Annotated in this window: 15 protein-coding genes and 5 pseudogenes; 7 read left to right on the plus strand and 13 right to left on the minus strand. The window is 70.6% G+C overall.

The genetic code is table 11. The features are described 5' to 3' along the window. Positions 1-10: 10 nt before the first annotated feature. From QUE44_RS10175 to QUE44_RS10205, 7 genes and pseudogenes are all read right to left on the minus strand, one after another. Positions 11-1015: a hypothetical protein gene (locus QUE44_RS10175; RefSeq protein WP_286214410.1), complete on the minus strand. Its 1005-nt coding sequence runs from the start codon at positions 1013-1015 to the stop codon at positions 11-13. Then, on the minus strand, positions 1012-2064 hold the full coding sequence (locus QUE44_RS10180) for a serine/threonine-protein kinase (RefSeq protein WP_286214411.1): 1053 nt from the start codon (positions 2062-2064) through the stop codon (positions 1012-1014). The genes QUE44_RS10175 and QUE44_RS10180 overlap by 4 nt, the downstream gene beginning before the upstream one ends. Positions 2065-2197: 133 nt before the next feature. Further along, positions 2198-5079, minus strand: a pseudogene (gcvP, locus tag QUE44_RS10185) (aminomethyl-transferring glycine dehydrogenase). Positions 5080-5180: 101 nt separating this feature from the next. Next, complete coding sequence (locus QUE44_RS10190; protein WP_286214412.1) at positions 5181-7148, minus strand: 5'-nucleotidase C-terminal domain-containing protein; 1968 nt, start codon at positions 7146-7148, stop codon at positions 5181-5183. Between the two features lie 256 nt (positions 7149-7404). Next, a pseudogene (locus QUE44_RS14165) lies at positions 7405-7737 on the minus strand (bifunctional metallophosphatase/5'-nucleotidase); the annotation flags it as partial. A 126-nt stretch (positions 7738-7863) separates the two neighbouring features. Beyond that, entirely contained in the window at positions 7864-8787 is a 924-nt protein-coding gene (locus QUE44_RS10200) for a lysylphosphatidylglycerol synthase transmembrane domain-containing protein (protein ID WP_286214414.1), read from the minus strand. Beyond that, on the minus strand, positions 8784-9653 hold the full coding sequence (locus tag QUE44_RS10205) for an NAD-dependent epimerase/dehydratase family protein (protein ID WP_286214415.1): 870 nt from the start codon (positions 9651-9653) through the stop codon (positions 8784-8786). The genes QUE44_RS10200 and QUE44_RS10205 overlap by 4 nt, the downstream gene beginning before the upstream one ends. 32 nt (positions 9654-9685) lie before the next feature. Between QUE44_RS10205 and QUE44_RS10210 the strand changes: the two genes are divergently transcribed. Next, entirely contained in the window at positions 9686-10867 is a 1182-nt protein-coding gene (locus tag QUE44_RS10210; protein WP_286214416.1) for a glycosyltransferase, read from the plus strand. 10 nt (positions 10868-10877) lie between these two features. On the opposite strand, the gene rfbB is transcribed toward QUE44_RS10210, so the two are convergent. Next, a complete protein-coding gene (rfbB, locus tag QUE44_RS10215; protein WP_286214417.1) occupies positions 10878-11870 on the minus strand; it encodes a dTDP-glucose 4,6-dehydratase in 993 nt (330 codons plus the stop codon). Then, entirely contained in the window at positions 11867-12751 is an 885-nt protein-coding gene (rfbA, locus tag QUE44_RS10220; protein ID WP_286214418.1) for a glucose-1-phosphate thymidylyltransferase RfbA, read from the minus strand. The genes rfbB and rfbA overlap by 4 nt, the downstream gene beginning before the upstream one ends. A gap of 160 nt (positions 12752-12911) precedes the next feature. On the opposite strand from rfbA, the pseudogene QUE44_RS10225 reads away from it, so the two are divergent. Further along, positions 12912-15367 (plus strand): annotated as a pseudogene (locus QUE44_RS10225) (glycogen/starch/alpha-glucan phosphorylase); the annotation flags it as partial. On the opposite strand, the gene QUE44_RS10230 reads toward QUE44_RS10225, so the two are convergent. Together QUE44_RS10230 and QUE44_RS10235 are read right to left on the minus strand one after the other, a co-directional pair. After that, entirely contained in the window at positions 15368-15877 is a 510-nt protein-coding gene (locus QUE44_RS10230; protein WP_286214419.1) for a low molecular weight protein-tyrosine-phosphatase, read from the minus strand. It lies immediately after the preceding pseudogene. Between the two features lie 94 nt (positions 15878-15971). Then, a pseudogene (locus QUE44_RS10235) lies at positions 15972-16345 on the minus strand (RNA-binding S4 domain-containing protein). Positions 16346-16429: 84 nt separating this feature from the next. Here QUE44_RS10235 and QUE44_RS10240 point away from each other — a divergent pair. The 5 genes and pseudogenes from QUE44_RS10240 to QUE44_RS10260 all read left to right on the plus strand — a co-directional run bounded on the left by QUE44_RS10240 (position 16430) and on the right by QUE44_RS10260 (position 20076). Then, positions 16430-17059, plus strand: coding sequence for a hypothetical protein (locus QUE44_RS10240; RefSeq protein WP_286214420.1), 630 nt, complete (start codon positions 16430-16432; stop codon positions 17057-17059). 23 nt (positions 17060-17082) lie between these two features. Then, complete coding sequence (locus QUE44_RS10245) at positions 17083-18174, plus strand: threonine aldolase family protein (protein WP_286214424.1); 1092 nt, start codon at positions 17083-17085, stop codon at positions 18172-18174. After that, on the plus strand, positions 18174-18566 hold the full coding sequence (locus QUE44_RS10250; RefSeq protein ID WP_286214425.1) for a YchJ family protein: 393 nt from the start codon (positions 18174-18176) through the stop codon (positions 18564-18566). Before QUE44_RS10245 ends, QUE44_RS10250 begins: the two co-directional genes overlap by 1 nt. A gap of 68 nt (positions 18567-18634) precedes the next feature. Next, positions 18635-19828: pseudogene (locus QUE44_RS10255) on the plus strand (inorganic phosphate transporter); the annotation flags it as partial. 11 nt (positions 19829-19839) lie between these two features. Continuing rightward, positions 19840-20076: a hypothetical protein gene (locus QUE44_RS10260; protein WP_286214426.1), complete on the plus strand. Its 237-nt coding sequence runs from the start codon at positions 19840-19842 to the stop codon at positions 20074-20076. 336 nt (positions 20077-20412) lie between these two features. Here the strand turns inward: QUE44_RS10260 and QUE44_RS10265 are convergent, their stop codons facing one another. Together QUE44_RS10265 and QUE44_RS10270 are read right to left on the minus strand one after the other, a co-directional pair. Beyond that, positions 20413-20973, minus strand: coding sequence for a hypothetical protein (locus QUE44_RS10265; protein ID WP_286214427.1), 561 nt, complete (start codon positions 20971-20973; stop codon positions 20413-20415). 1287 nt (positions 20974-22260) lie between these two features. Further along, complete coding sequence (locus QUE44_RS10270) at positions 22261-22995, minus strand: ABC transporter ATP-binding protein (RefSeq protein WP_286214428.1); 735 nt, start codon at positions 22993-22995, stop codon at positions 22261-22263. Positions 22996-23005: the final 10 nt, after the last annotated feature.

A 23005-nucleotide genomic window follows, 5' to 3' on the forward strand; every position in this document is an offset into this window, starting at 1 on the left:
CAGGACGGGCTCACGCCGCTGACCGAGTTCCCCCGGCATAGTCGAGCGGCACCGCGGGTCCCGCGGAACTCCACAGGGTCCCGCCGCCGTCGCCGTCGCCCAGCCACGCCGCGTACACCACTCCGTCCAGCTCGGCCGGCGCCGCGGGTGCTCCCGCGATCGCATCGGAACCGAACACGCGGACCGGTGCGCCGCCATCGGCCGCCGCGACCACCAGCCCCCGACCGTCGGCGATGTGCACGTCGGCCGCCTCCGTCGCGCGCTGCAGCCTGGCGTCGGGGTCGACCCCCGTCGCGACCGAACCGTCCACCCCCTCGCGCCACAGCAGCCCCGTCGCGGCGTCAAGGAGAGCCCATCGACCCGCGGCAAGCGTCACCTGGACGTCACCGTCGACCGGGACGCCCGGCACGGGATCGACACCGTCGACGGTCCCGTCCGCTCCCACGCGCACGACCCCTCCGGCGACGGGTGAGTAGGCCGCGATCACACCCGCCGCGTCGACCGCCACGGCCACCGCGCGCAGCCCCAGGCCGCCGTCGAGGGTGACCTCACGTGGCGCCGTCGCGGTGCCGTCCGACAGTCGGCCGACGAGCACGTCGCCGTCACCAGCCAGGTACGCGACCATGTCCCCTCCCGCGACCACGGCCGTGGTGCCTGGCGGGGTCGCGATCGCGCCCGCGCCGGTCACATCGGCGGGTCGGGCTGCTTCGACGATCGTCGCGTTCGTGAGGCTCGCCGACAGCACCAGGAGGCGGTCGCCGTCCTGCACGATGTCGGACGGGGCGTCGACGTCCTTGACCGTGTCGACCTCCGCGATCTCCGTGTTGACCCGCGCATAGCGCTGCCCCGCGCCGGTCTGGAGCGCCCAGACCGACGGATCCACGGCATCGGCCTCTCGCTCGTCGAAGCCGGGAGCGATCACCATGCCGATCGCGGCCGCGACCAGCGCCACGCCTGCGACGATGCGACCGGCGCGGCGACGTCGCGCGGCGGTGGCGCGTCCGACGTCCGTCACCCGCCGCCCGCCAGCGACATGACCAGGGCCGTGGTGAGCGTCGCGATCACCACCGCTCCCACGACCCATCCGACGATCGCGCGCGGGCTCGTGCGGGGCGGCCGCGCGAGAGTCGACGACGACGTCACGTGGCGGCGTGGCGCGACGGGCACCGTCGACCGCGCCGGACCTCGCGGAGACTCGTCGACCGTCACGCGCGAGGACTGCGACCAGGCCTCGGAGGGCACCTCGAGGGGTGTGACGGGCAGGCCCAACTCGCGCTGGACCTCCTGCAGGGCCGCGCCGAACGCGAGCGCGCTGTGGTGGCGGTCCCCCGGCACGCGTCGCAGGCCGCCCGCGAGCGCCGCCTCGAGAGACGCGGGGACGTCCGCACGGCCGGTGGGACGGTACTTCGCCTTGAGGATGCGGGCCTTCAGTTCGTCCGAGCCGAGCCTGCGGTCGGGCTCGTCGAAGGGGCTGTGCTGCGCGAGCAGCGTGTAGACGGTCGCGGCGAGCGACCACACATCAGACGCGACCGTGCCCGAACTCATGCGGTCCACGACCTCGGGGGCGCTCCACGGCGGGCTCATCGCCACGTCGTCGGCGTCGCCCGCCATCACCGCGGTGGCGACACCAAAGTCCGACAGCACCGGATGGCCGAACTGCGTCACGAGGATGTTCGACGGCTTGATGTCCCTGTGCAGCATCCCGATGCGGTGAGCCGCCTCGACTGCAGAGGCGACCTGCACGCCCACCGCGAGCACCTCGGCCACCGGAATCTGCTCCGCGCGGTAGCGGTTGGCGAGCGAACCGGGACAATACTCGACCACCATGTACGGCCGTCCATCGCTCGATACCGAGGCCTCGTGGAGCGTCAGGATCGAGGGGTGGGAGCTGAGCGCCGCCATGACGTCGGCCTCGACCGCGAGCGAGCGCACGGCGGCGTCACGCACCTTCGCGTGCAGCACCTTGACCGCGACCTGGCGGCGCGGCATGTCTTGCTGGAACAGGAAGACATCCGCGAAGCCGCCCTGCCCGAGCGGCCGCACATGCGTGTAGCCGGGGAGCACGGGGGCTGGAGCGACGGGCGTGTCATGACCGTCCGAGCCCGGCTCGCGGGCGGCGGGTCGGGGACGGCGCGGTCATGACGACAGGGTAACTGGGGGCGCGTCGAGCATGGGTACGGGAGCCGGGCGCGGCGGCTCAGCGCTCGTGCGTGACGTCCTCATACTCGCCGAGCGGAGGGCACGCGCACACGAGATTGCGGTCGCCGTGAGCGTTGTCGATGCGTCGCACGGGCGGCCAGTACTTGTCGACCCGCAGGGCCCGCACGGGGAACGCGGCCTGCTCACGCGAATACGCCTGCGCCCACGAGTCGGCAGCGATCATCGCGACCGTGTGCGGCGCGTGCCGCAGCGCCGAGTCCTCCGCGGCGATCTCGCCGCGCTCGATCGCGGCGATCTCCTCGCGGATGGTTACCATCGCCTCGATGAACCGGTCAATCTCGCCCAGGTCCTCGGATTCGGTGGGCTCGACCATGAGCGTGCCGGCGACGGGGAAGGACATCGTGGGCGCGTGAATCCCGAAGTCGATGAGGCGCTTCGCGATGTCCTCCGCCGTGACCCCGGTGGTCGCGGTGAGCGGCCGAATGTCGAGGATGCACTCGTGTGCGACGAGCCCACCCGGCCCGCGATACAGCACGGGGAAGTGAGGCTCGAGCCGCGCGGCAACGTAGTTGGCGGCCAGCACCGCCGTCTCGGTCGCGCGACGCAGACCCTCGTGTCCCATGAGCGCGATGTACGCCCACGAGATCGGCAGGATGCCCGCCGATCCATACGGCGCGGCCGACACGGGTGCGCCGGTGCGCGCGAGCTCGGCGGGCGACTGCACGGGCGCATCCGATCCGGGCAGGAACGGCACCAGGTGCTGAGCGACGGCGACGGGTCCCACGCCGGGACCGCCCCCACCGTGAGGGATGCAGAACGTCTTGTGCAGATTGAGGTGCGAGACGTCTCCGCCGAAGTGGCCGGGCTTCGCGATGCCCACGAGCGCGTTGAGGTTCGCGCCGTCGATGTAGACCTGCCCACCGGCCTCGTGCACCGCGGCACACACCTCGCCCACGTGCTCCTCGAACACGCCATGGGTCGAGGGATAGGTGATCATGATGCAGCTCACGCGACCCTCATGTGCCGCGAGCTTCGCGCGCAGGTCGACAAGGTCCACCTCGCCATCGGCCGCGGTGGCCACCACGACCACGCGCATGCCCGCGAGCACCGCGGAGGCGGCGTTGGTGCCATGGGCCGATGCCGGGATGAGGCACACGTCCTCTCGCCCTGGCCTTGGGCCAGGTGGTAGCCGCGGATCGCGAGCAGGCCGGCGTACTCGCCGCGCGAGCCGGCATTGGGCTGCACGGACACCGCCGCGTACCCGGTGATGTCCGCGAGCCATCCCTCGAGCTGAGCGATCATCTCGCGGTAGCCGGCGGTCTGCTCGGCAGGCGCGAACGGGTGGATCTGCGCAAACTCGGGCCAGCTCACCGCGGCCATCTCGACAGCCGAGTTGAGCTTCATCGTGCACGACCCCAACGGGATCATGGTGCGGTCCAGCGCGAGGTCGCGGTCGGCGAGGCGGCGCATGTACCTCATGAGCGCGGTCTCGGACCGGTGTGCGTGGAAGACGGGGTGTGTGAGGTAGTCGGACGTGCGGCGCATCCTCACCGGGATGGTCACGGTGGGTCCGGTGTAGACGCGCCAGGGGGCGGGCTTGTCGAGCGCCGCCTCGACGATCGTCGTGAGGATCTCAGGGGTGGTGCGCTCGTCGCACGCGATCGCGACGGAGTCGGCGTCGAGGCGACGGATGTTGATGCCGCGCGCGGCCACGCGCGCGATCACCGAGTCTGCTCCGCGAGGGACGTCGAGCACCACGGTGTCGAAGAAGTGCTCGTGGCGGATCGCGACGCCGCGCGCGCGGAGCGCATCGGCGAGCGTCGCCGCCATCGTGTGCACCTGCAGCGCGATCTCTCGCAGCCCCTCGGGCCCGTGATAGACCGCGTAGAAGCCGGCGACGATCGCAAGCAGCGCCTGCGCGGTGCAGATGTTCGAGGTCGCCTTGTCGCGGCGAATGTGCTGCTCGCGCGTCTGCAGCGCGAGGCGGTACGCGACGTCGCCGTCCGCGTCGACCGAGACCCCGACCAGTCGACCGGGAAGCTGGCGCTCGAGCCCCTCGCGCACCGCGATGAAGGCAGCGTGGGGGCCGCCGAAGAACATCGGCACACCGAAGCGCTGCGCCGAGCCCACCGCGATGTCGGCTCCCAGTTCCCCTGGCGCCTTGACCACACACAGCGACAGGAGGTCCGCGGCGACCGTGACCAGGCCCCCGGCGGCGTGGGCGGCTTCGATGACCGGCGTCACGTCGCGCACGAGTCCCGACTGCCCGGGCTGCTGAATCACCACGCCCACGAGGTCGCCAGGGGCCTGCCAGCCGTCCCCGAGGTCGTGCACCTCGAGAGGCAGCCCGATCGCCTCCGCCTGCGCGCTCACCACGGCGATCGTTTGGGGCAGGCATTCCGAGTCGAGGACGATCCTGCCGCCCTCGCGACCGCGGACAGCCCGGCGCATGAGCAGCATGGCCTCGGCGACGGCCGTGGCCTCGTCGAGCAACGATGCGCCGGCGACGGGCAGTGCCGTGAGGTCCGACACCAACGTCTGGAAGTTGAGCATCGCCTCGAGGCGGCCCTGCGAGATCTCGGCCTGATAGGGCGTGTAGGCGGTGTACCACGCGGGGTTCTCGAGCACTCCACGCTGAATCGCCATGGGCGTCACCGTGTCGGAGTAGCCCTGGCCGATCATCGACACCGCGACCGTGTTGCGCCCTGCCATCGTCCGCAGCGCCGCGAGCACCTCTTGCTCCGTGCGCGGCTCGGGCAGCACCACGACGTCGTCGAGGCGGATCGCGGCGGGCACCGCCGCGTCGATGAGCGCGTCGAGGGAGGGCTGCCCCACCGCGGCCAGCATCGTCTCGAGGGCCGGCGCGTCGGGACCGATATGGCGGTCGGCGAAGGAGGTCACCGGCCCATTGTTGCGCATCGTGCCAGCGTGGCGAGGGAGGATGTGGCGCACTCCACCCCAGACGCGACGGCGGGGCCGGGCCGTGAGGCCCGACCCCGCCATCGTGCGGGTGCCGCGAACTAGGCGATCCAGCCCTCGGCGAAGCGGTACAGGAACGCCGCGATCGCGTCGCGCTTGATCTTCGCCGTGGCACGGAAGGTGCCGTCCGACCAGCCCTGCGTGATGCCCTCCGAGGCGAGCCACTCGATCTCCACGTAGTAGGCGGAGGTCTCGGGGGTCACGTCCGAGAACGTCGGCTCCGCCGGCGGCTCGAACTCGGGCTCTCCCGCGAGGCGGTAGAGGAACGCCGCCACCGCGTCACGGCTGATCTTGGCCGTGGGGCGGAAGGTGCCGTCCGGGTAGCCCGTCGTGATGCCCTGAGCCGCGAGCCACTCGATCTCCGTGTAGAACTCGGTCGACTCGGGAGTCACGTCCGAGAACGTCGGCTCCGCCGGCGGCTCGAACTCGGGCTCTCCCGCGAGGCGGTAGATGAACGCCGCGAGCGCGTCGCGTCCCGCGAGGGCGAGCGGGCGGAACTCGACGGTGCCGTCGGGCAGCGTCCACCCCTGCGAGATGTTCTCGCGCGCGAGCCACTGGATGGACTCGGCGTGCTCGCTGTACTCGGGCGAGGCCGGGTCGGTCGAGATGTCGCCGAACTCCACGATGTCGATGACGATCGGGAAGATCGTGCCCGTCGTGTCGCCCTCGACCACCAGGATCTGCTCGCCGGTCACGCCAGCGGGCAGCTCGAAGGCGAGGGTCGCCTTGCCGTGCTCGTCGAACGTGTCGGTCGGCAGCGCGTTGTCCACCGGGAACGTGCCGAGCTCCTCACCCTGGAGCGTCACGGTCACCGTCGAGTCGACCAGGTCGCCCGGGCCGGTCATCGCGAGCGAGCTCAGGTCGAGGTCGACCATCCCGCCCTCGTAGGGGGTGAGGTCGCCCGAGACGCCGATGGCGTGCTGGGCGTAGTCGGTGCCGAGCGAGCCGTTCTCCGCGAGGTAGTCGACCATCGCGTTGAGGTCGACGCGGCCCGAGTCGGCACGGTCGGTGCCCTCGGCGAACGTGGTGAAGTTGTCGCCACCCGCCGCGAGGAAGGAGTTGACGGCCACGGTGACGGTGTCGGTGGGCTCGATGAAGTCCTCCCCGACCCACATCTGCGTGATCGTGCGGCCCGTCGGGTCGTAGGTGTAGCCGAATCCCTCGGAGGTTCCCAGTCGCAGGAAGGGCCGGGACGAGCCGGCGGGCTGCCACTGCTCCTCGAGGACCTCCGCGAGCTGGACGCCGGTGAGCGTCATGGTCACGAGCGTGTTGGCGAAGGGCTGCGCGCCCGCCGCCTGCTTGTAGGTGACGTCGCTCGGGTAGTCGCCGGTGCCGTTGGCCACGCCGAGCATGTCGCCGCGCAGTCCGCCCGGGTTCATGAACGCGATCTCGGCGCCGTTGCCCGCCGTGGCCCACCGCTGGACCTCAGCGATGGCGTTGCCCAGCGTCGACTCCGCTCCACGCGTGGAACCCGTCGCACCGGACGCGGTCCGCGCGCGGTACAGCGGCATCTCGAGCTCGCCGAGCACCTCGGCGCCCAGGATGTCGGCCTCGGCGGTCGCATCGGCGACCATCTGGGCGACCTCGGGGTCCTGCGGATACACGGCCGCGCCGCCGACCCACAGGTCGACAATCTCGGTCGACAAGCCCACGACGTCGCCCGTGACATCGTCGACCTCGAAGACCAGGCGGTTGACGTTCATGCCGTACTGACCGGAGGAGACCACCGGACGCTCGGTGACCGCGCGGCCCTCGGTGATCCACTCGGCCACCGGCACACGGTGGTCGTACGCGAGGTGCGTGTGGCCGGAGACCACGGCGTCGATGCTCGGGTCGAGTTCGGCGAGCATCGCACCGAAGTCGTTCGACGTGTCGACCGCGTCCGCGTAAGCGGTGGTCGGGGCACCCTCGTGCACCAGCAGCACGATGAGGTCCGCGCCCGCCTCCTCGAGGTCGGCGGCGCTGCGGTTTGCGGCGACTGCCTCCTCCTCGAAGGTGAGGTTGGCCACGCCGTCGGGCGACACGAGCGAGGGTCTCGTCGGTCACGACACCCACGAAGCCCACCTCGACGTCGCCGAAGTCCTGAATCCAGGTCTCGGGCAGCGCGGGGTCACCCGAACCCACGAGGCGCACGTTCGCTCCCAGGTACTTCCACTCGGCGCCGCCCAGCGGGTTGGTCTCCGCGTCGAAGGGGGCCATCACGCGCGAGATCAGGTCGTCGTAGCCGCCGTCGAACTCGTGGTTACCCACCGCGGAGACGTCCAGACCAGCGGCGTTGAGCGCGTCGATCGTGGGCTTGTCCTTGGCGATGAAGCTCTCGAACGTCGACGCGCCGATCAGGTCGCCTGCGGCAACGAACACCGAGTTGGCGTAGTCCTCCTCCAGGTCGGCGATCGCGGTCGCCAGTGACGCGGCACCTGCGGCCTCGCCAAAGGAGTCCGGCAGGATGCGGCCGTGGAAGTCGTTGATGCCCAGGATCTGGACCTCGGTGGTGGCGGGCTCCTCGGCAGCCTGCGCGGGTACTGCGAGTGCGGTCGCCATGAGTCCGACCGCGCCGGCGGCCCCCATGGCTAGCGCCCGCGACGCGGGACGATTCATGCTGTCTCTCCTTTGGTGACGGTGACGGCCGGCGTTGTGGCACGGCGCGCCTCTTCGCAACCTAGACCCCAGGGCGACGTCGCGCAGGGGGAGACGGAGAGTCTTCACCCAATCCTTACTCGCGCGTTACATGTCCGTCACATCAACATTGTGATCCGCCCGGTTTCGACGCCTGAGGGCCCCGATCACCAAGCCGACGCCAAGCCCTGTCACGTCCGCGAGGGTCATGAGGAACCGGCTGATGAGCGCGAGGCTGAGCGCCGCCCCCTGTGTCGCCACGGACTGGAGCGCGAGCACCAGCGCTGCTTCGCGCGCCCCTGCACCCGCAGGAGCAATGACCACGACGAAGCCCACGAGCCACGCGAAGGCAAACGCCCCCGTCGCCAGGATGAGGTCGGTGCCCGGAGCGAGCTCCCGCAGCAGCAGCCACGCGTGCGCGCCCAGCACCAGCCACTGCACCACGTTGAGCCCCACCGCGGCGAGCAGGGGCCGCGCGCCGATCCGCACGGGCTGCTCGGTCCGGCGGGTGATCCGGAAGGCCACTCCGACGATCCGCACGAGCACGGCCGGCACGAGGCACGCCGCGAGGCCCGCCGCCACCACGATCACCCACCAGTACTCCGCGAGCGCCCCCGGCACCGAGATGATGAGCCCCACCGTGCCGACGATCGCCGCGGTGACCGCACCGACCACCATCGCAACCAGCGAGCCGGTCATCGCCCGCGCTCGGCTCACGCCGTGGTCGCGCGCGAACTCGGCCTGCGCGATGACCGGCCACACGGAGCCGGGGACGTACTTGCCGATCTGAGAGAGCAGGAAGACGCGCAGCGCCTCGGGGACGGTCGCATCGAGACCCACCGCGCGCATCACCTCACGCCACGCCAGTGCCGCGAGCACGAGTGCGACGAGCGTGAGCGCGAAGGCGCCCGCGATCGCGCCCCACGTGAGGGAGCGCCATGCGGCCGTGACGTCATCCCAGGTGGACACGAGGGCCCACGCGAGGAGGGCGGTGGCGACGGCGAGGAAGACCCAGCGGAGCGCTTGCTTCATGAGACTCTCGCGCTCCACATGCGGGCGATCCCGTCCTCGAGCTCGACGCGAGCGCGCCAACCGAGCGACTCATGCGCGAGGGACATGTCGAGCCACGTCGAGGCGGGGTCGATCGCGCGCGGGTCGACCATCTCGATCACCGCGTCACGCGGCGCGGCCGTGTCGCGCACGAGTCCCGCGAGGTCGCCGAGGCGGGTGGGGTGCCCCGATCCGAGGTTGAGGACCGTGGGCGCATCGGGACGCTCGACGATTGCCGCGACGGCGTCCGCGATGTCGTCGACATAGATGAAGTCTCGCTGCGCGTCGCCGGTTCCGAACAGGCGAATCGGCTCTCCCGCGAGCACCGCGTCCATCCAGATCGCAAGGACACCCTGGCCTCCGTTGCCCTGCTGGCCCGGGCCGTACGCGTTCGCGAGGCGCACGAGCGTCGCGGGCACGCCGGCGGCATGGACGATGTCCTCTTGAGCGAGCTTGTACGCACCGTACGCGTTGGCCGGATGGGGCACGTCGCCCTCCCGGAAGGGAGGACGCAGGGGCGGGCCATAGACCGCGCCGCCCGACGACAGCAGCACGAGGCGTGGGCTGCGCGGCTGCGCGGCCAGCGCCTCCACACATGCGGCGAACTCGGCGAGATCGGACTCGACCAGGTCGGGTCGCTGCTGCGCGAGCGCCGGCGTGAGCGACCCCGCCGCCCACACGACCGTGTGGACCTGCGCGGCATCGTCCGCCCACACGCCGTCCGACAGAAGCGGATTCTCCCTGGTGAAACGCGCCACCGCGTGGCCCCGGCGCTCGAGTTCCCGAGAGATCGGGCCGCCAAGGAAGCCCCGCGCTCCCACCACGGCCACGTCGTATGATTTGCGCAACCGTCGTGTCCTTTCAGATTGGATCTCATCCTATGGCCTCCCGGCGCCTGCTCATCTTGACGTCGACGATGCCGGCGAGAGAGGGCGACGGGACCCCGGCATTCGTCGCGGACCTGTCCGCTCAGCTTGCCCAGGACTTCGAGGTGCGCATCCTCGCGCCCGCGGTTCCCGGTGCTCCGGCGCGCACGCGACTCGACGATCGCGTCGAGGTCATCCGCTACCGCTACTTCCCGCGCCGTTGGGAGGACCTCGCCGACGGCGCGATTCTGGAGAACGTGCGCGCCAAGCGTTCACGCCTCATGCAGGTGCCCCCGCTGCTCGCCGGCCTCGCCTGGGCGGTGCGCTCGCAGGTGAGGGAGTTCCGGCCCGATGCCATCCACGCGCATTGGGTGATCCCGCAGGGAGTGGTCGCGACCGGCGTGGCCCGCTCCGTGCCGCTGGTCATCACGACGCTCGGAGGAGACCTCTATGCGCTCGAGAACGGAGCGGCGACGGCCCTCAAGCGCCGGGCGCTCCGGCACGCGCGTGCGGTCACCGTGATGAACGAAGACATGAGGGAGCGCGCCATCGCTTTGGGCGCCGACCCCGCCACCACGCATGTGATGCCCATGGGCGCGCGGCTGGCGACGCTCGAGGCCACGACCGCGCGCGAGGTCGCGCCGCCGTCGCGCAGGCATCCGGTGCGGGTCCTCGCCGTGGGTCGATTGGTCGAGAAGAAGGGCTTCGACGTCCTCCTGGCCGCGCTGCGGGCCGCCCAGTCGCGGCTTGAGCTCGTGATCGTGGGCGATGGCCCCGAGCGAGCCACACTCGAGGCGGCCGCGGCGGGTCTGCCAGTGAAGTTCTTGGGACAGTTGGGCCGCGCGGAACTCAACGCGCAGTACGATCAGGCGGCGATCGCGGTGTTCCCCTCCCGCCGCGCATCGACGGGCGACCAGGACGGGCTGCCCGTCGCGATGCTCGAGGCCATGGGAGCCGGCTGCGCCGTGATCGCCTCGGACCTGCCCGGACTCAACGAGGCGATCGAGGAGGGCCACTCGGGCGCCTTGGTGCCGCCTGGTGACGTCGCCGCGCTCGCCCGCACCATCGAGGTGGTCGCGGAGGACGCGGAACTGCGCGCCTCACTCGGCGCGGCGGCGCGTGAGCGTGCCCAGACCTACTCGATTGACGCGGTGGGCGCGGGTTACCGCGCCCTGTTCCACGGCATCGTCTCCTAACGCGGCGGCGCTACCGACCCAGGCGCTGGTACCGCAACTCGGTCTCGAGCTTCTGCGCGCGCCACCACGGCTCGTGCTCGCGGTACCAGTCGACGGTCGCGACGAGCCCGGCGCGCAGGTCGCGGTGCTCGGGCTCCCACCCGAGTTCGTCACGCAACAACGAGGCGTCGATCGCGTAGCGGAGGTCGTGGCCCGGCCGGTCGGGCACGTGGTCAAAGTCATCCGCCTCGCGGCCCATGATCTCGAGCAGCGTGGAGATCACGGTCCGGTTGTCCATCTCGCCATCGGCCCCGATGAGGTACGTCTGGCCGATCTTGCCGCGCTCGAGGATCGCCCACACCGCGCGGTTGTGGTCGTCGACGTGAATCCAGTCGCGCACGTTGAGGCCCGCGCCATACAGCTTGGCGCGACCGCCGTCGAGGAGCGTCGTGATCTGGCGCGGGATGAACTTCTCGACATGCTGGTACGGACCGTAGTTGTTCGAGCAGTTCGAGAGCGTCGCCTCGAGGCCAAAGGAGCGCACCCACGCGCGGACGAGCAGGTCCGCACCCGCCTTGGTCGACGAGTACGGCGAGCTCGGGTTGTACGGAGTGTCGGGCGTGAATCGCTCGGGCGTGCCGAGCGGCAGGTCGCCAAAGACCTCGTCCGTGCTGATGTGGTGGAAGCGCACCCCGTGCCGGCGCGCCGCCTCGAGCAGGTGGAAGGTGCCCACGATGTTGGTGTGCACAAACGGCCATGGCTCGTCGAGCGAGTTGTCGTTGTGCGACTCCGCGGCGAAGTGCACCACGGCATCGGCATCGCGCACCAGCGAGTCGACCACCTCGGGGTCCGCGACGTCTCCCTTCACCAGCGTGACGCGCGGGTCCTCCGGCAACGACGCCGAGTTTCCCGCGTAGGTGAGCAGATCGAGGACGGTGACATCGACGTCGGGGCGCTCCGCGAGAGTGAGGCGCACGAAGTTCGCACCGATGAACCCGGCACCACCGGTGACCAGCAGCCTCATGAAGGCTCTCCCTTCGCGTCCTGGTCCAGCAAGGTCAGGAGGTAGTCGCCGTAGCCCGACTTCGTGAGCGCCTCCGCGCGCTCGCGGAGGTCGGCGTCCGTCAAGAAGCCCCTGCGCCACGCGATCTCTTCCGGCGATCCGATCTTGAGCCCCTGACGACGCTCGACCGCGTGCACGAACTGGCTGGCCTCGAGCAGCGACTCGAACGTCCCGGTGTCGAGCCATGCGGTGCCACGCGGAAGCACCTCGACCTGAAGGAGGCCGCGCTCCAGATAGTGACGGTTGATGTCCGTGATCTCGTACTCGCCGCGAGGCGAGGGGCTGATCGACCGCGCGATCTCCACGACCTCGTTGTCATAGAAGTACAGACCCGGCACCGCGAAGTGAGAGCGCGGGTGCTCGGGCTTTTCCTCAAGTGACAGCGCGCGCCCGTCCGCGTCGAACTCGACCACGCCGTACGCGCGCGGGTCCGCGACGCGGTACGCGAAGATCGCGCCGCCCTTGATCTCCTCAAAGCGCTGCAGGTGCAGGCCCAGTCCCGGCCCGTAGAAGATGTTGTCGCCGAGGACAAGTGCGACCGGCTGGTCGCCGATGAAGTCGGCACCGATCACGAAGGCCTGGGCCAGTCCGTTCGGCTCGGGCTGCTCGGCGTACTCGAGGGTGATGCCAAAGCGCGACCCGTCGCCCAGCAGACGCTGGAACTGAGGAAGGTCGTGCGGAGTCGAGATGATGAGCACCTCGCGGATGCCCGCGAGCAGCAGGGTCGACAACGGGTAGTAGATCATCGGCTTGTCGTAGACCGGGACCAGCTGCTTCGAGATCCCCATGGTGATGGGGTGCAGGCGCGTGCCGGAGCCGCCCGCGAGAATGATTCCGCGCATGGGGGCCATTGTGCCGTGTAGCGTGTGGGTTAGGCCAGCCGCGAGCGCGGCGGCGGCGCGCCACGTGCCGAACCCCTCCTTCGAGACGCGTCGCGCACGATGCGTGCGCCTAGGACGAAGGTGCGCGACGACTCCCCATGCAAGCGCGTACATTGTCCTCGTGATCGAGAACACGCCCCCCGTGGCCGCCCGTGAGCACACCGTCGAGAGCTTCACCCGCGAGTTCCTGCGCGAACTCAACTTCGGCCAGGGCGTCGACCTGGACCGAGCATCGGCCAACGACAAGTACCTCGCGCTGTCGCGCACCGTGCGTCACTACCTCACCACCCGGTGGCTCGAGACGCTGCGCAACCAGTACCGCGACCAGGCGAAGACCGTCGCGTATCTGTCCGCGGAGTTCCTGCTGGGGCCCCAGCTCGAGAACGCGATGCTCGCGGCCGATCTCGATGAGATCGCGAACGAGTCGCTGCGCGCGCTGGGCGTCGACCTCGACGAGCTGCGCGCCCTCGAGATCGAGCCCGGCCTGGGCAACGGCGGCCTGGGCCGCCTCGCGGCATGCTTCATCGATTCCCTCGCAACCCTCAACGTGCCGTCCGTCGGCTACGGCATCCGCTACGAGTACGGCATCTTCCGTCAGACCTTCGAGGACGGCGCTCAGGTCGAGAAGCCGGACACGTGGCTGCGCCTGGGATCGCCGTGGGAGCTGCCGCACCCCGAGCACGCGGTCGAGGTCTCCTTTGGAGGCCACACGGTCGAGGCCGAGGGCGGCAACGATGGCGCGCGCACCTGGGTGCCCGACTGGCGTGTCGCCGCGGTGCCCTACAACTACATGGTGCCCGGCTACCGCAACGGACGCGTCAACACGCTGCGCCTGTGGAGCGCGCGCGCGACGCACGAGTTCGACCTGCAGATCTTCAACGCCGGCGACTACGCCGAGGCCGTGCGCGCACGCACGTTCGCGGAGAACATCTCCAAGGTGCTCTACCCCGAGGACTCCACGCCGCAGGGCAAGGAACTGCGCCTGCAGCAGCAGTACTTCTTTGTCGCGGCCTCGCTGCGCGACTTCCTCGAGACGGTGCTTCCCGCGGACTTCGACCTGCACCGCCTCCCCGACCGCATCACGTGGCAGCTCAACGACACGCACCCGGTGATCGCGGTGCCCGAGCTCATGCGCATCCTCGTCGACGAGCGCGGGTGGGACTGGGCCGATGCCTGGGCCGTGACCCAGAAGGTGTTCGCCTACACGTGCCACACGCTCCTGCCCGAGGCGCTCGAGGTGTGGTCCGTCGACCTGCTGGGCCGCCTGCTGCCGCGCCACCTCGAGATCATCTACCGGATCAACGAGGAGTTCATCGAGGAGGTGCGCGCCGCGTTCCCCGGGGACGAGCTGCGCGTGCGGCGCATGTCGATCATCGCGGAGCAGCCCGAGCGTGCGGTGCGCATGGCACACCTCGCGACCGTCGCGGGCTTCAAGGTCAACGGCGTCGCGGAGCTGCACTCGCAGCTGCTCGCGGACAAGGTGCTGCACGACTTCGCGCAGATGTGGCCGGGCAAGTTCACCAACGTCACCAACGGCGTGACCCCCGTCGCTTCGTGCGCCTCGCGAACCCGGGGTTGTCGGGGCTCATCACCGAGGCGATCGGCGACGGCTGGATCACCGACCTCGAGCAGCTGCGGGGCCTCGAGCCGCTCGCGGACGACGCCGAGTTCCGCCGCCGCTTCCGCGAGATCAAGGCCGCCAACAAGCGCCACTTCGCGGACGTGCTCCTCGCGCGTGACGGCATCGAGATCGCGGGAGACGCGATGGTCGACGCGATGGTCAAGCGCCTGCACGAGTACAAGCGACAGAGCCTCAAGCTGCTGCACATCGTGTCGCTCTACGAGGGCATCACCTCGGGACGCATCCCGCTCGACGCGGTCACCCCACGTACGTTCGTGTTCGGCGCCAAGGCCGCGCCGGGATACGTGCGCGCCAAGGAGACCATCGCGCTCATCAACGCGGTGGGTGCCACGATCAACGCGGACGCCTCGCTCCAGGGCCGACTCAAGGTCGCCTTCCCCGCGAACTACAACGTGACGCTCGCGGAGGACCTCGTGCCCGCCGCGGACCTGTCCGAGCAGATCTCGCTCGCGGGCAAGGAGGCGTCGGGCACGGGCAACATGAAGTTCGCGCTCAACGGCGCCCTCACGGTGGGCACCGACGACGGCGCGAACGTCGAGATCCGCAAGCTCGTGGGCGACGAGAACTTCTTCCTCTTCGGCATGACCGAGCCCGAGGCGGCGGACCTGTCCGCACGCGGCTACGATCCCGGCGCGTACTACGAGTCCGACCCCCAGCTGAAGGCCGCGCTCGACCTGCTCGCCTCCGGCGTGTTCACGGGCGGAGAGCGCGGCGGCGCGGTGGCGTCGATCTTCGCGAGCCTCACCGAGCGCGACCGCTTCATGGCGCTCGCGGACTTCCGCTCGTACATGGACGCGCAGTCGCGCGTGGACGCCGCGTACGCGGACCACGAGGCGTGGAGCCGCTCCGCGGTGCTCAACGTCGCGCGCACCGGCTTCTTCAGCTCGGACCGCTCGATCCAGGACTACCTGGACCGGATCTGGGGGCGCGTCCCGTCACGCAGAACCGCTAGCGAGGCGTGCGCGGTCCGCGAGCGCCTCGCGCACGTGGGCGAGGATCCCGTCGACTCCCGCCTCGACCTGCGCGAGCGTCACCCGGAAGTCCTCGGAGGTGCCGTACCAGGGGTCGTCGATGTCGAGCGCCGGGCCCTGTGCCGCGGGGTCGAACTCGCGGTACAGGCGGATGGGCGCCTCCGGATCGAGTGACCGGAGCCGGCGCGCGTGGGCCGAGGTCATGGCAAGGACGAGATCGCTCGCGCCCAGGTCCGCGCGCGTGACTTGCCGTGCGGCCCTGCGAGGCACCTGGTAACCGGCCTCCCGGAGCACCGCGGCGGCGCGCCGGTCGAGCGGCCTGCCGTGCTCCTCATCGCTCACGCCGGTGGAGGTCACCTCGACGCGGTCGCCGAGGCCAGCCTCCGCAAGCCGCGCCTTGAGGACCACCTCCGCCATGGGAGAGCGGCAGATGTTGCCGGTGCAGACGGTCATGATGCGAAGCGGTGAGGGCATGCCTCCATGATGCCAAGGCCCGCGCGGGCGGAGCGCCGGCACCGACACCCGGCACCGGCCCCGGCACCGGCCCCGGCACCGGCCGGGGCCCCCGCTAGACCCCCGACCGCCCCCGCAGCCTGTCGATCTGCCTGCGCTCGCGCTTGGTGGGCCGTCCGGCACCCCGCTCGCGCTGGCCGAACGGCGACGCGAGCTCCTTGGGCGGAGGGGAGGGCTGTGATCGATGTACGCGGCCGCCGCTACGGGCGCGCCCACGCGCTTGGCGAGCAGCTGCGTCACCTCGACGATCCGCACGCGCTCTCCGCCACGCACCTCAACCCTGTCGCCGGCGCTCACCCGCACCGCGGGCTTGGCGCGCTCGTCGTTGACGCGCACGTGCCCCGCCCGACAGGCGGCGGTGGCCTGCGAGCGCGTCTTGTACAGGCGCACGGCCCACACCCACGCGTCCACCCGCACCGACTCAGCCACCCGCCGAGCCTACGCCGGACGCGCCGCCTCACCCGCGCATCGTCCCCTCCCACGCCGCCGCCGCTGCGCCCGTACGCTGGGGGAATGCAGACCGTCATCGAGATCATCGGCTGGGTCGGATCGATCCTCATCGTGTGGTCGCTCACGCAGGCGCGGGTGCTGCGGTTCCGGTGGATGAACTTTGCCGGCTCGGTGATCGCGACCGCCTACAACGTGCTGTTCGAGATCTGGCCGTTCGCGGCGATGAACGGCGCGATCGTCATCATCAACGCGTACTGGCTCACCCGCCTGTATCGCGAGCGCCACGACACCGACGTCTACAAGGTGCTCGCGGTGGGCCCCGAGGACCCGTTCCTTCAGCACGTGCTCGCGACGCATGCGCAGGACATCGCGGCGCATCAGCCCAGCTTCGCCGCGCGGGCGATGTCGCAGGACGGCAGGCGCGCGACCTTTCTCATCACGAGGGGCGACGAGGCCGTCGGCGTGGTCGCCGTGCGCAACGAGGGCGCGGGCACGGGACTGGTCGAGCTCGACTGGGTCAAGCCGAGATTCCGCGACTTCACGCCGGGCGAGTTCGTCTATCGTGACTCGGGGGCGCTCAAGCAGGCCGGCTTCCGTCGCGTCGAGATCGACACGCACGAGGCGCTTGACCGCGAGTACCTGCGGCGCATGGGATTCCAGACCCGCGGCACGCGCTGGGTCCGCGAACTGTAGCGCCGGCGTGCCATGATCCTGAGGTGAACCAGGTCCACTTCGCCTCCGACAACTACGCGTCCGTCCACCCCGAGGTGATCGCCGCGATCATCGCCGCGAACGGCGGCCACGACGTCGCGTATGGGGCGGACGCCGCCACCGCGGCCTTCGACGCCGCGATCGCCGCGACCTTCGGCGAGCATGCGCTCGGCTTCCCGGTCTTCAACGGCACGGGAGCGAACATCGTCTCGCTCATGGCCATCAGCCCGCGGTGGGGCGGCGTGGTGGCCTCGGAGCACGCTCACATCCACGTCGACGAGAACGGCGCCCCCGAGCGCGTGGGCGGCCTCAAGGTGCTGACCCTGCCGTCCACGGATGGCCGGCTGCGCCCCGCGCAACTCGAGCGCTACCTGGGAGACTTGGGCGACGAGCACCGCGCGCAGCCCGTGGTGCTGTCCATCACCCAGTCGACGGAGCTGGGGACGGTGTACAGCCTCGAGGATCAGCGCGCGCTCGCCGATGCCGCGCACGCCCTGGGCATGCGCGTGCACCTGGATGGCGCGCGCCTCGCGAATGCGGCCGCGGCGCTGGGCGTGTCGCTCTCGCAGGCCGCGGCCGGCGCCGACATCCTCAGCCTGGGCGGCACCAAGAACGGGGCGATGCTGGGCGAGGCCGTCGTGGTGCTCGCTCCCGACCTGCGCGACACGCTCGCGCACGACATCCCTTACCTGCGCAAGCAGACCATGCAGTTGGGTTCGAAGATGCGCTACGTCTCGGCGCAGCTCACGGCGCTGCTCACCTCGACGGACGCGGCGGGCGACCCCCTGTGGCTGCGCAATGCGCGCCACGCGAACGCGATGGCCGCACGGCTGAGGGCGACCCTCGCCCCGCTCGCGGCCGCGGGCGAGATCCGCTTCACGCAGAAGACCGAGGCCAACGCCGTGTTCGTCGAGCTCCCACGCGCCGCCGCCGACGCGGTGCGCGAGCGCTTCCGCTTCTACGACTGGCAGCCCGGCGCCGCCCCCGACACCGTCGAGGCGCGCTGGATGTGCGCATGGGACACGGGGGACGATGACGTGGATGGCTTCGCGGCCGCGGTCGCCGAGGCGCTGGGCCGGCCGGGCGGGACGCGCTGATGGCGGCCCTGTGCCCGTGCGGAAGCGGCGCATCGTTCCCCGACTGCTGCCGCCCGTACCTGCGCGGCGAGGCCGACGCCCCCACCGCGGAGGCCCTCATGCGGTCGCGCTACTGCGCCTTCGTGCGCCGCGACGCGGCGCATCTCGCGCGCACCTGGCACCCGTCTACGCGCCCGCTCGACCTGGAGTCGGAGTTCGAGGATGTGCAATGGCGCGCGCTCGAGGTGCTGTCCGCCACAGGCGGCGGTGAGGACGACGACACCGGGACGGTCACCTTCGTCGCGCACTACGCGACGGGCGCGATCTCGATGGGCGCGCACCGTGAGACGAGCCGGTTTATGCGGGTCGACGGGCGCTGGCTCTACGTCGACGGGGACGTCACCGCGTCCTGACGGAAGCCTTGTGACCCTATGCCCACGCGAGAACTCCGCGGAGGCCCCACAATAGTGCGGCGACCGAGCCCCTCCTCCTCGCGGTTGTTGTCGCGACCGCTCTCGCGTTCGACTTCACCAACGGCTTCCACGACACCGGCAACGCGATGGCAACCTCGATCGCCACGCGGGCCCTCAAGCCCAAGCAGGCGGTGCTGCTGTCCGCATCCCTCAATCTCGTGGGAGCGTTCCTCTCGCTCGCCGTGGCCGCCACGATCGCCAAGGGAATCGTCGATGCCGGGGTGGTCACTCTCGACGTGGTGCTCGCCGGACTGGTGGGCGGAATCGTGTGGAACCTGGTGACGTGGCTGTTCGGGATCCCGTCCAGCTCCTCGCATGCGCTGATCGGCGGCGTGGTGGGAGCCGTGCTGGCCGCGGCCGGCACCGGCGGCGTGCAGTGGGCCGGCGTGGTGGGCAAGGTGCTCATCCCCGCGCTCGTGGCGCCGCTGGTCGCGATCCTGGTGGGATCGGTCGCGACGTGGCTGGTCGCCCGGATCACTCGCGACGTCCCGCAGGAGACCAACGACCGGCTGTTCCGGTGGGGCCAGATCGGGTCCGCGTCGTTGGTTTCGCTCGCGCACGGCACGAATGACGCGCAGAAGTCGATGGGCATCATCCTGCTCGCGCTGATCGCGGCGGGCGCCGTGCCCGCGGACTCCGGAGTGCCGTTCTGGGTGATCCTGTCGTGCGCGCTCGTCATGGCGATCGGCACCTATCTGGGTGGCTGGCGCGTGATTCGCACGCTGGGCAAAGGCCTCGTGGAGCTGGAGTCGCGGCAGGGCATGGCCGCCGAGACGTCATCGGCCGCGGTGATCCTGCTGTCGAGCCACTTCGGCTACTCGCTGTCGACCACCCATGTCGCGACCGGCTCGATCCTGGGTTCCGGCGTGGGCATGCGTGGTGCGCAGGTGCGCTGGTCGGTCGCGGGCCGGATGTTCCTGGCCTGGCTCATCACCGTTCCCGCCGCGGCCGTGGTGGGCGCCGCCGCGTACGGGCTGGACGTGCTCGTGGGCGGCACCGCAGGGTCCTACGTGGTGTTCGCCGCGCTCGTGGTCATCGCATGGGTGATCTGGGCATGGTCGCGCCGCCACCCGGTGGGACACCACAACGTCAACGACGACTGGGAGCCGGCGGACGACAACGAGTCGATCCTGGCCGAGTCGGTCGTCGATCACGATCCTTCGCTCATGACGGTCCCCGCGGACCGTGAGCGCGAGCTGTAGGGGGCACGGTCATGGGTGAATTCGTCGAGTGGGGCGCCCTCGCCAACGTGGTCCTCATGGGACTCGTGGTGGGCGCCGGCCTGCCCACGCTCTTCGCGCTGGGAGTGCGGGCCCTCGCGGGGCCCGGTGCGCGCGATGTCGATGGCCGGGTGCTGCCCGCGCGCAGGCTGGCCTCAGCGGCGTGTTTCGGAGTGGTGGTGCTCGCGATCGTCGGGGCGATCGCCTACATCGCGGCGGGCGGTCACTAGCCTCCGCGTCCCTTGACCCGGCACGCGCGCCAGTTCCGAGACCACCCGCGTGCCGAGCAGCGCCGACCGGGATCGCGGGCGGTCTCCCGAAGAGCCTGCGATCGGGGCCGCGGTGCGACCGACGCGCGCGTCAGGACGATGCCCGGGCCGGGGATGCAAGAAGGCCCCCGAGGTCTCTCGGGGGCCTTCTCCTGTGGTCGGCTGTACGGAATGGCCCTGGACCTGGGGCGCCACCCAAGGTCGGATGTCCGTCTCTCGCGGCCGGTCGAACGATCTCCCGCGGGTCGGCACACGGCAGCGGCGCCCGGCCGCAGTCCGATCCTCGGCAGCCGCCATTTAGCGATACCACCTGGCGTCGCGGGCGCGCGCGAGGACCCCGGCCACGCCCGCGCACAGGAACAGCGCCGCGATCCACGTCACCTCCGTCGCGTGACCGGCGAGCCACAGCTCGACCTGCCCGCGACCCAGGTTGTTCGCGGCCTCGAGGACGAGTCCCACGAGGAGTACCGGCATCCACGCCAGCCGCGCATCGATGGCGGCGGCGACCGCACCAATGCTGAGGAGAAGCACCCACGCGACGTGCTCCGAGGTCCGTCGCGCTGCCACGAGCAGCGGCGCGTACGCACCGAAGGAAAGCGCCAAGCCGATGCCGACCGTCAGCGCCTGCACCACCACAGGCCTTCGCAACGACGCCGCGTATGAGTCCCACGGAGAACGGATCGCGACGCTGAAGAGGAGCGCGCTCACCATCACCACGAGCCAGCTCGCCGGAATGCCCTGAGGAAGCACGGGCGTGTCGAGCAACGCTCCCTGCGACAGGTGCCCAACGACCGCGGCGACCGCCGCAGCGACGACGAGTGGGACGAGGCGCGCGGCCTTCAGTGCGACCCGGATCACGGCAGCACTGCCGGAAGCTGGGAGGCATCGCACGCGGCGAGGGCCCGGTACAGCGACGGAATCGCGACGCTGATCTCCCCCAGCCGATCCCCGCATCCCGGGCGTCCCAAGCCGCTTCGGCCGCCGATTCGTCCGAACCGAACGTGACGCGTGCGCGCACCCACTCGTCGACGTAGGCGCTCGCGGTGAGGATGCGCTCGCCATCGGCGCTTGGAATGTCGGAGAAGTAGGCCTCGCACGCGGCGGGCCGAGAAAGCGTCAACGCCACGGCGTCGATGCCGGGAGACCCGTCGTCCTCCAGGTAGGCGGGGTCGACGGCCCACAACCCGACGTCGGGATCAGGCTCGCTGATGGCGCGATCGTCGACATACCGCGTCGGCGCGACGATTCCCCACTCGACTAGCGACGCGAATGTCTGATCTATCTTGCTCGCCGAGCGCTGAGCGGCCGCAGGCGGCTCCGAGGTGCAATATTGCGTCGCCGCACCGACGCACGACAGGTCCGGCTCCGACCCCACAATTCCGTTGCTCCCAGGGTCCTGCATCCCGGCGGCGACGGCGAGCACGACCGCTCCGCCCCCGCCCATCACCATTGCCGCTCGCCAGGGCGAGCGCCGCAGGCCTCGTGGCAGGCCGAACGTGCGCCACACGGCAATGCCTGCGGCCACGAAGAGAAGCAACCCCGCGCACTTGAGCCACACGAGCACGCCGTCGAGGCTCGTGTACGGCGTCCACGCAGGGAACCCGAGGGTAACGATGAACCTGCGGTACGGACCGTAGTTCTCCGCGAGGACCGCCAGGCAGAAGTAGCCGAACCCCGCCGCGGCCGGAATCCACAAGCGCGGCACGAGCATGCCCGCGGTGACGCCGACTGCCGCAGCGAACAGGATCACCACGATGGGGTGAGCCAGCATGGTGAGGCTCACCTCGATCGACGCTCCGTTCCTCTTCGTCATCGCCACCGCAACCACGCAACCGACGAGCCATGCCAGCAGCGCGCTCGCCCCGTGCGCCAGCCACAACGCGCCCGCCGAACGGTGCGCGCGCAGAGTTTGCAGCAGGTCGTCGCGCCACTGACCGTGATGGAACCGCCACGCGTCGAACGCCGTGGCACCGACGATCAGCGGCGTGGTCAGCAGCAACGCGCCTGAGACCCAGTTCACCGCCGCCAAGCTCGACTGCGTCCACGTGTCGCGGCTCGAGGCGACATATGCCTCGACCGCGATGTAGGGAAGAAGCATCCACAGCGCGCTCGACCGCCGCGCGGTGAAGCCCACGAGTCCTGCGCTCATGGCACCTTCGCGGCGTCGACGACGGCGAGGAAGGCGTCCTCGAGCGCGCGTGGCGACGCGCTGTCGGGAGCCAGCGTGCGCAGCTGCTCTGTGGTGCCGTCGAACACGACGCGCCCCCTATGAAGCACCACCACGCGCGAGCAGATGGTTGCCACGTCTTCGATGAGGTGGCTGCTCATAACAAGCTCATGGTCGAGGCCTGCGACAAGGTCAAGGATCTCGCGCCGATGCTGCGGGTCGAGACCAGTGGTGGGCTCGTCAAGCAGGAGCACCTCAGGGTCGAGGGCGATCGCTTGCGCGAGCGCGATCCGCCTATGCATGCCTCCCGAGAGCGTTCGAATACGTGTACCGACGCGGTCTGCAAGACCCACATCCACGAGCGCCATGTGCGCGGCCCGGGTGGCATCACGCCAACGCGCGCCTCGCATCCACGTGAGATAGGCGACCGCTTCGAGCGCGGTCAGGTGCGATGGGAGGGCGAGGCTCTGCGGCATGAGCGCGACCCTGCGAAGTGCGACACGGCGCGAGGCTCGGCTGTACAGCGACGCACCGCCGATGGCGGCGTCGCCGCTCGTGGGCTTGAGCGCACCGCCTGCGACGGAGAGCAGGGTGGTCTTCCCCGCACCGTTCACCCCGACCAGACCGATGCGCTCCCCGGCCACCGCGATGCTCACAGCGTCGAGCGCCACCACACCTCCATACGTATGGGCAACGCCCGACACCGTGAGCATGTGCTTCCTA

It is taken from the genome of Demequina sediminis (genome assembly GCF_030296675.1).
Classification (GTDB): domain Bacteria; phylum Actinomycetota; class Actinomycetes; order Actinomycetales; family Demequinaceae; genus Demequina; species Demequina sediminis.

Coding starts and splice junctions, on each gene's coding strand:
- QUE44_RS10200 (WP_286214414.1), bottom strand. CDS start 8,787: ATGAAGCAAGCGCTCCGCTGGGTCTTCCTCGCCGTCGCCACCGCCCTC.
- QUE44_RS10210 (WP_286214416.1), top strand. CDS start 9,686: ATGGCCTCCCGGCGCCTGCTCATCTTGACGTCGACGATGCCGGCGAGA.
- rfbB (WP_286214417.1), bottom strand. CDS start 11,870: ATGAGGCTGCTGGTCACCGGTGGTGCCGGGTTCATCGGTGCGAACTTC.
- rfbA (WP_286214418.1), bottom strand. CDS start 12,751: ATGCGCGGAATCATTCTCGCGGGCGGCTCCGGCACGCGCCTGCACCCC.
- QUE44_RS10230 (WP_286214419.1), bottom strand. CDS start 15,877: ATGCCCTCACCGCTTCGCATCATGACCGTCTGCACCGGCAACATCTGC.
- QUE44_RS10240 (WP_286214420.1), top strand. CDS start 16,430: ATGCAGACCGTCATCGAGATCATCGGCTGGGTCGGATCGATCCTCATC.
- QUE44_RS10250 (WP_286214425.1), top strand. CDS start 18,174: ATGGCGGCCCTGTGCCCGTGCGGAAGCGGCGCATCGTTCCCCGACTGC.
- QUE44_RS10260 (WP_286214426.1), top strand. CDS start 19,840: ATGGGTGAATTCGTCGAGTGGGGCGCCCTCGCCAACGTGGTCCTCATG.
- QUE44_RS10270 (WP_286214428.1), bottom strand. CDS start 22,995: ATGCTCACGGTGTCGGGCGTTGCCCATACGTATGGAGGTGTGGTGGCG.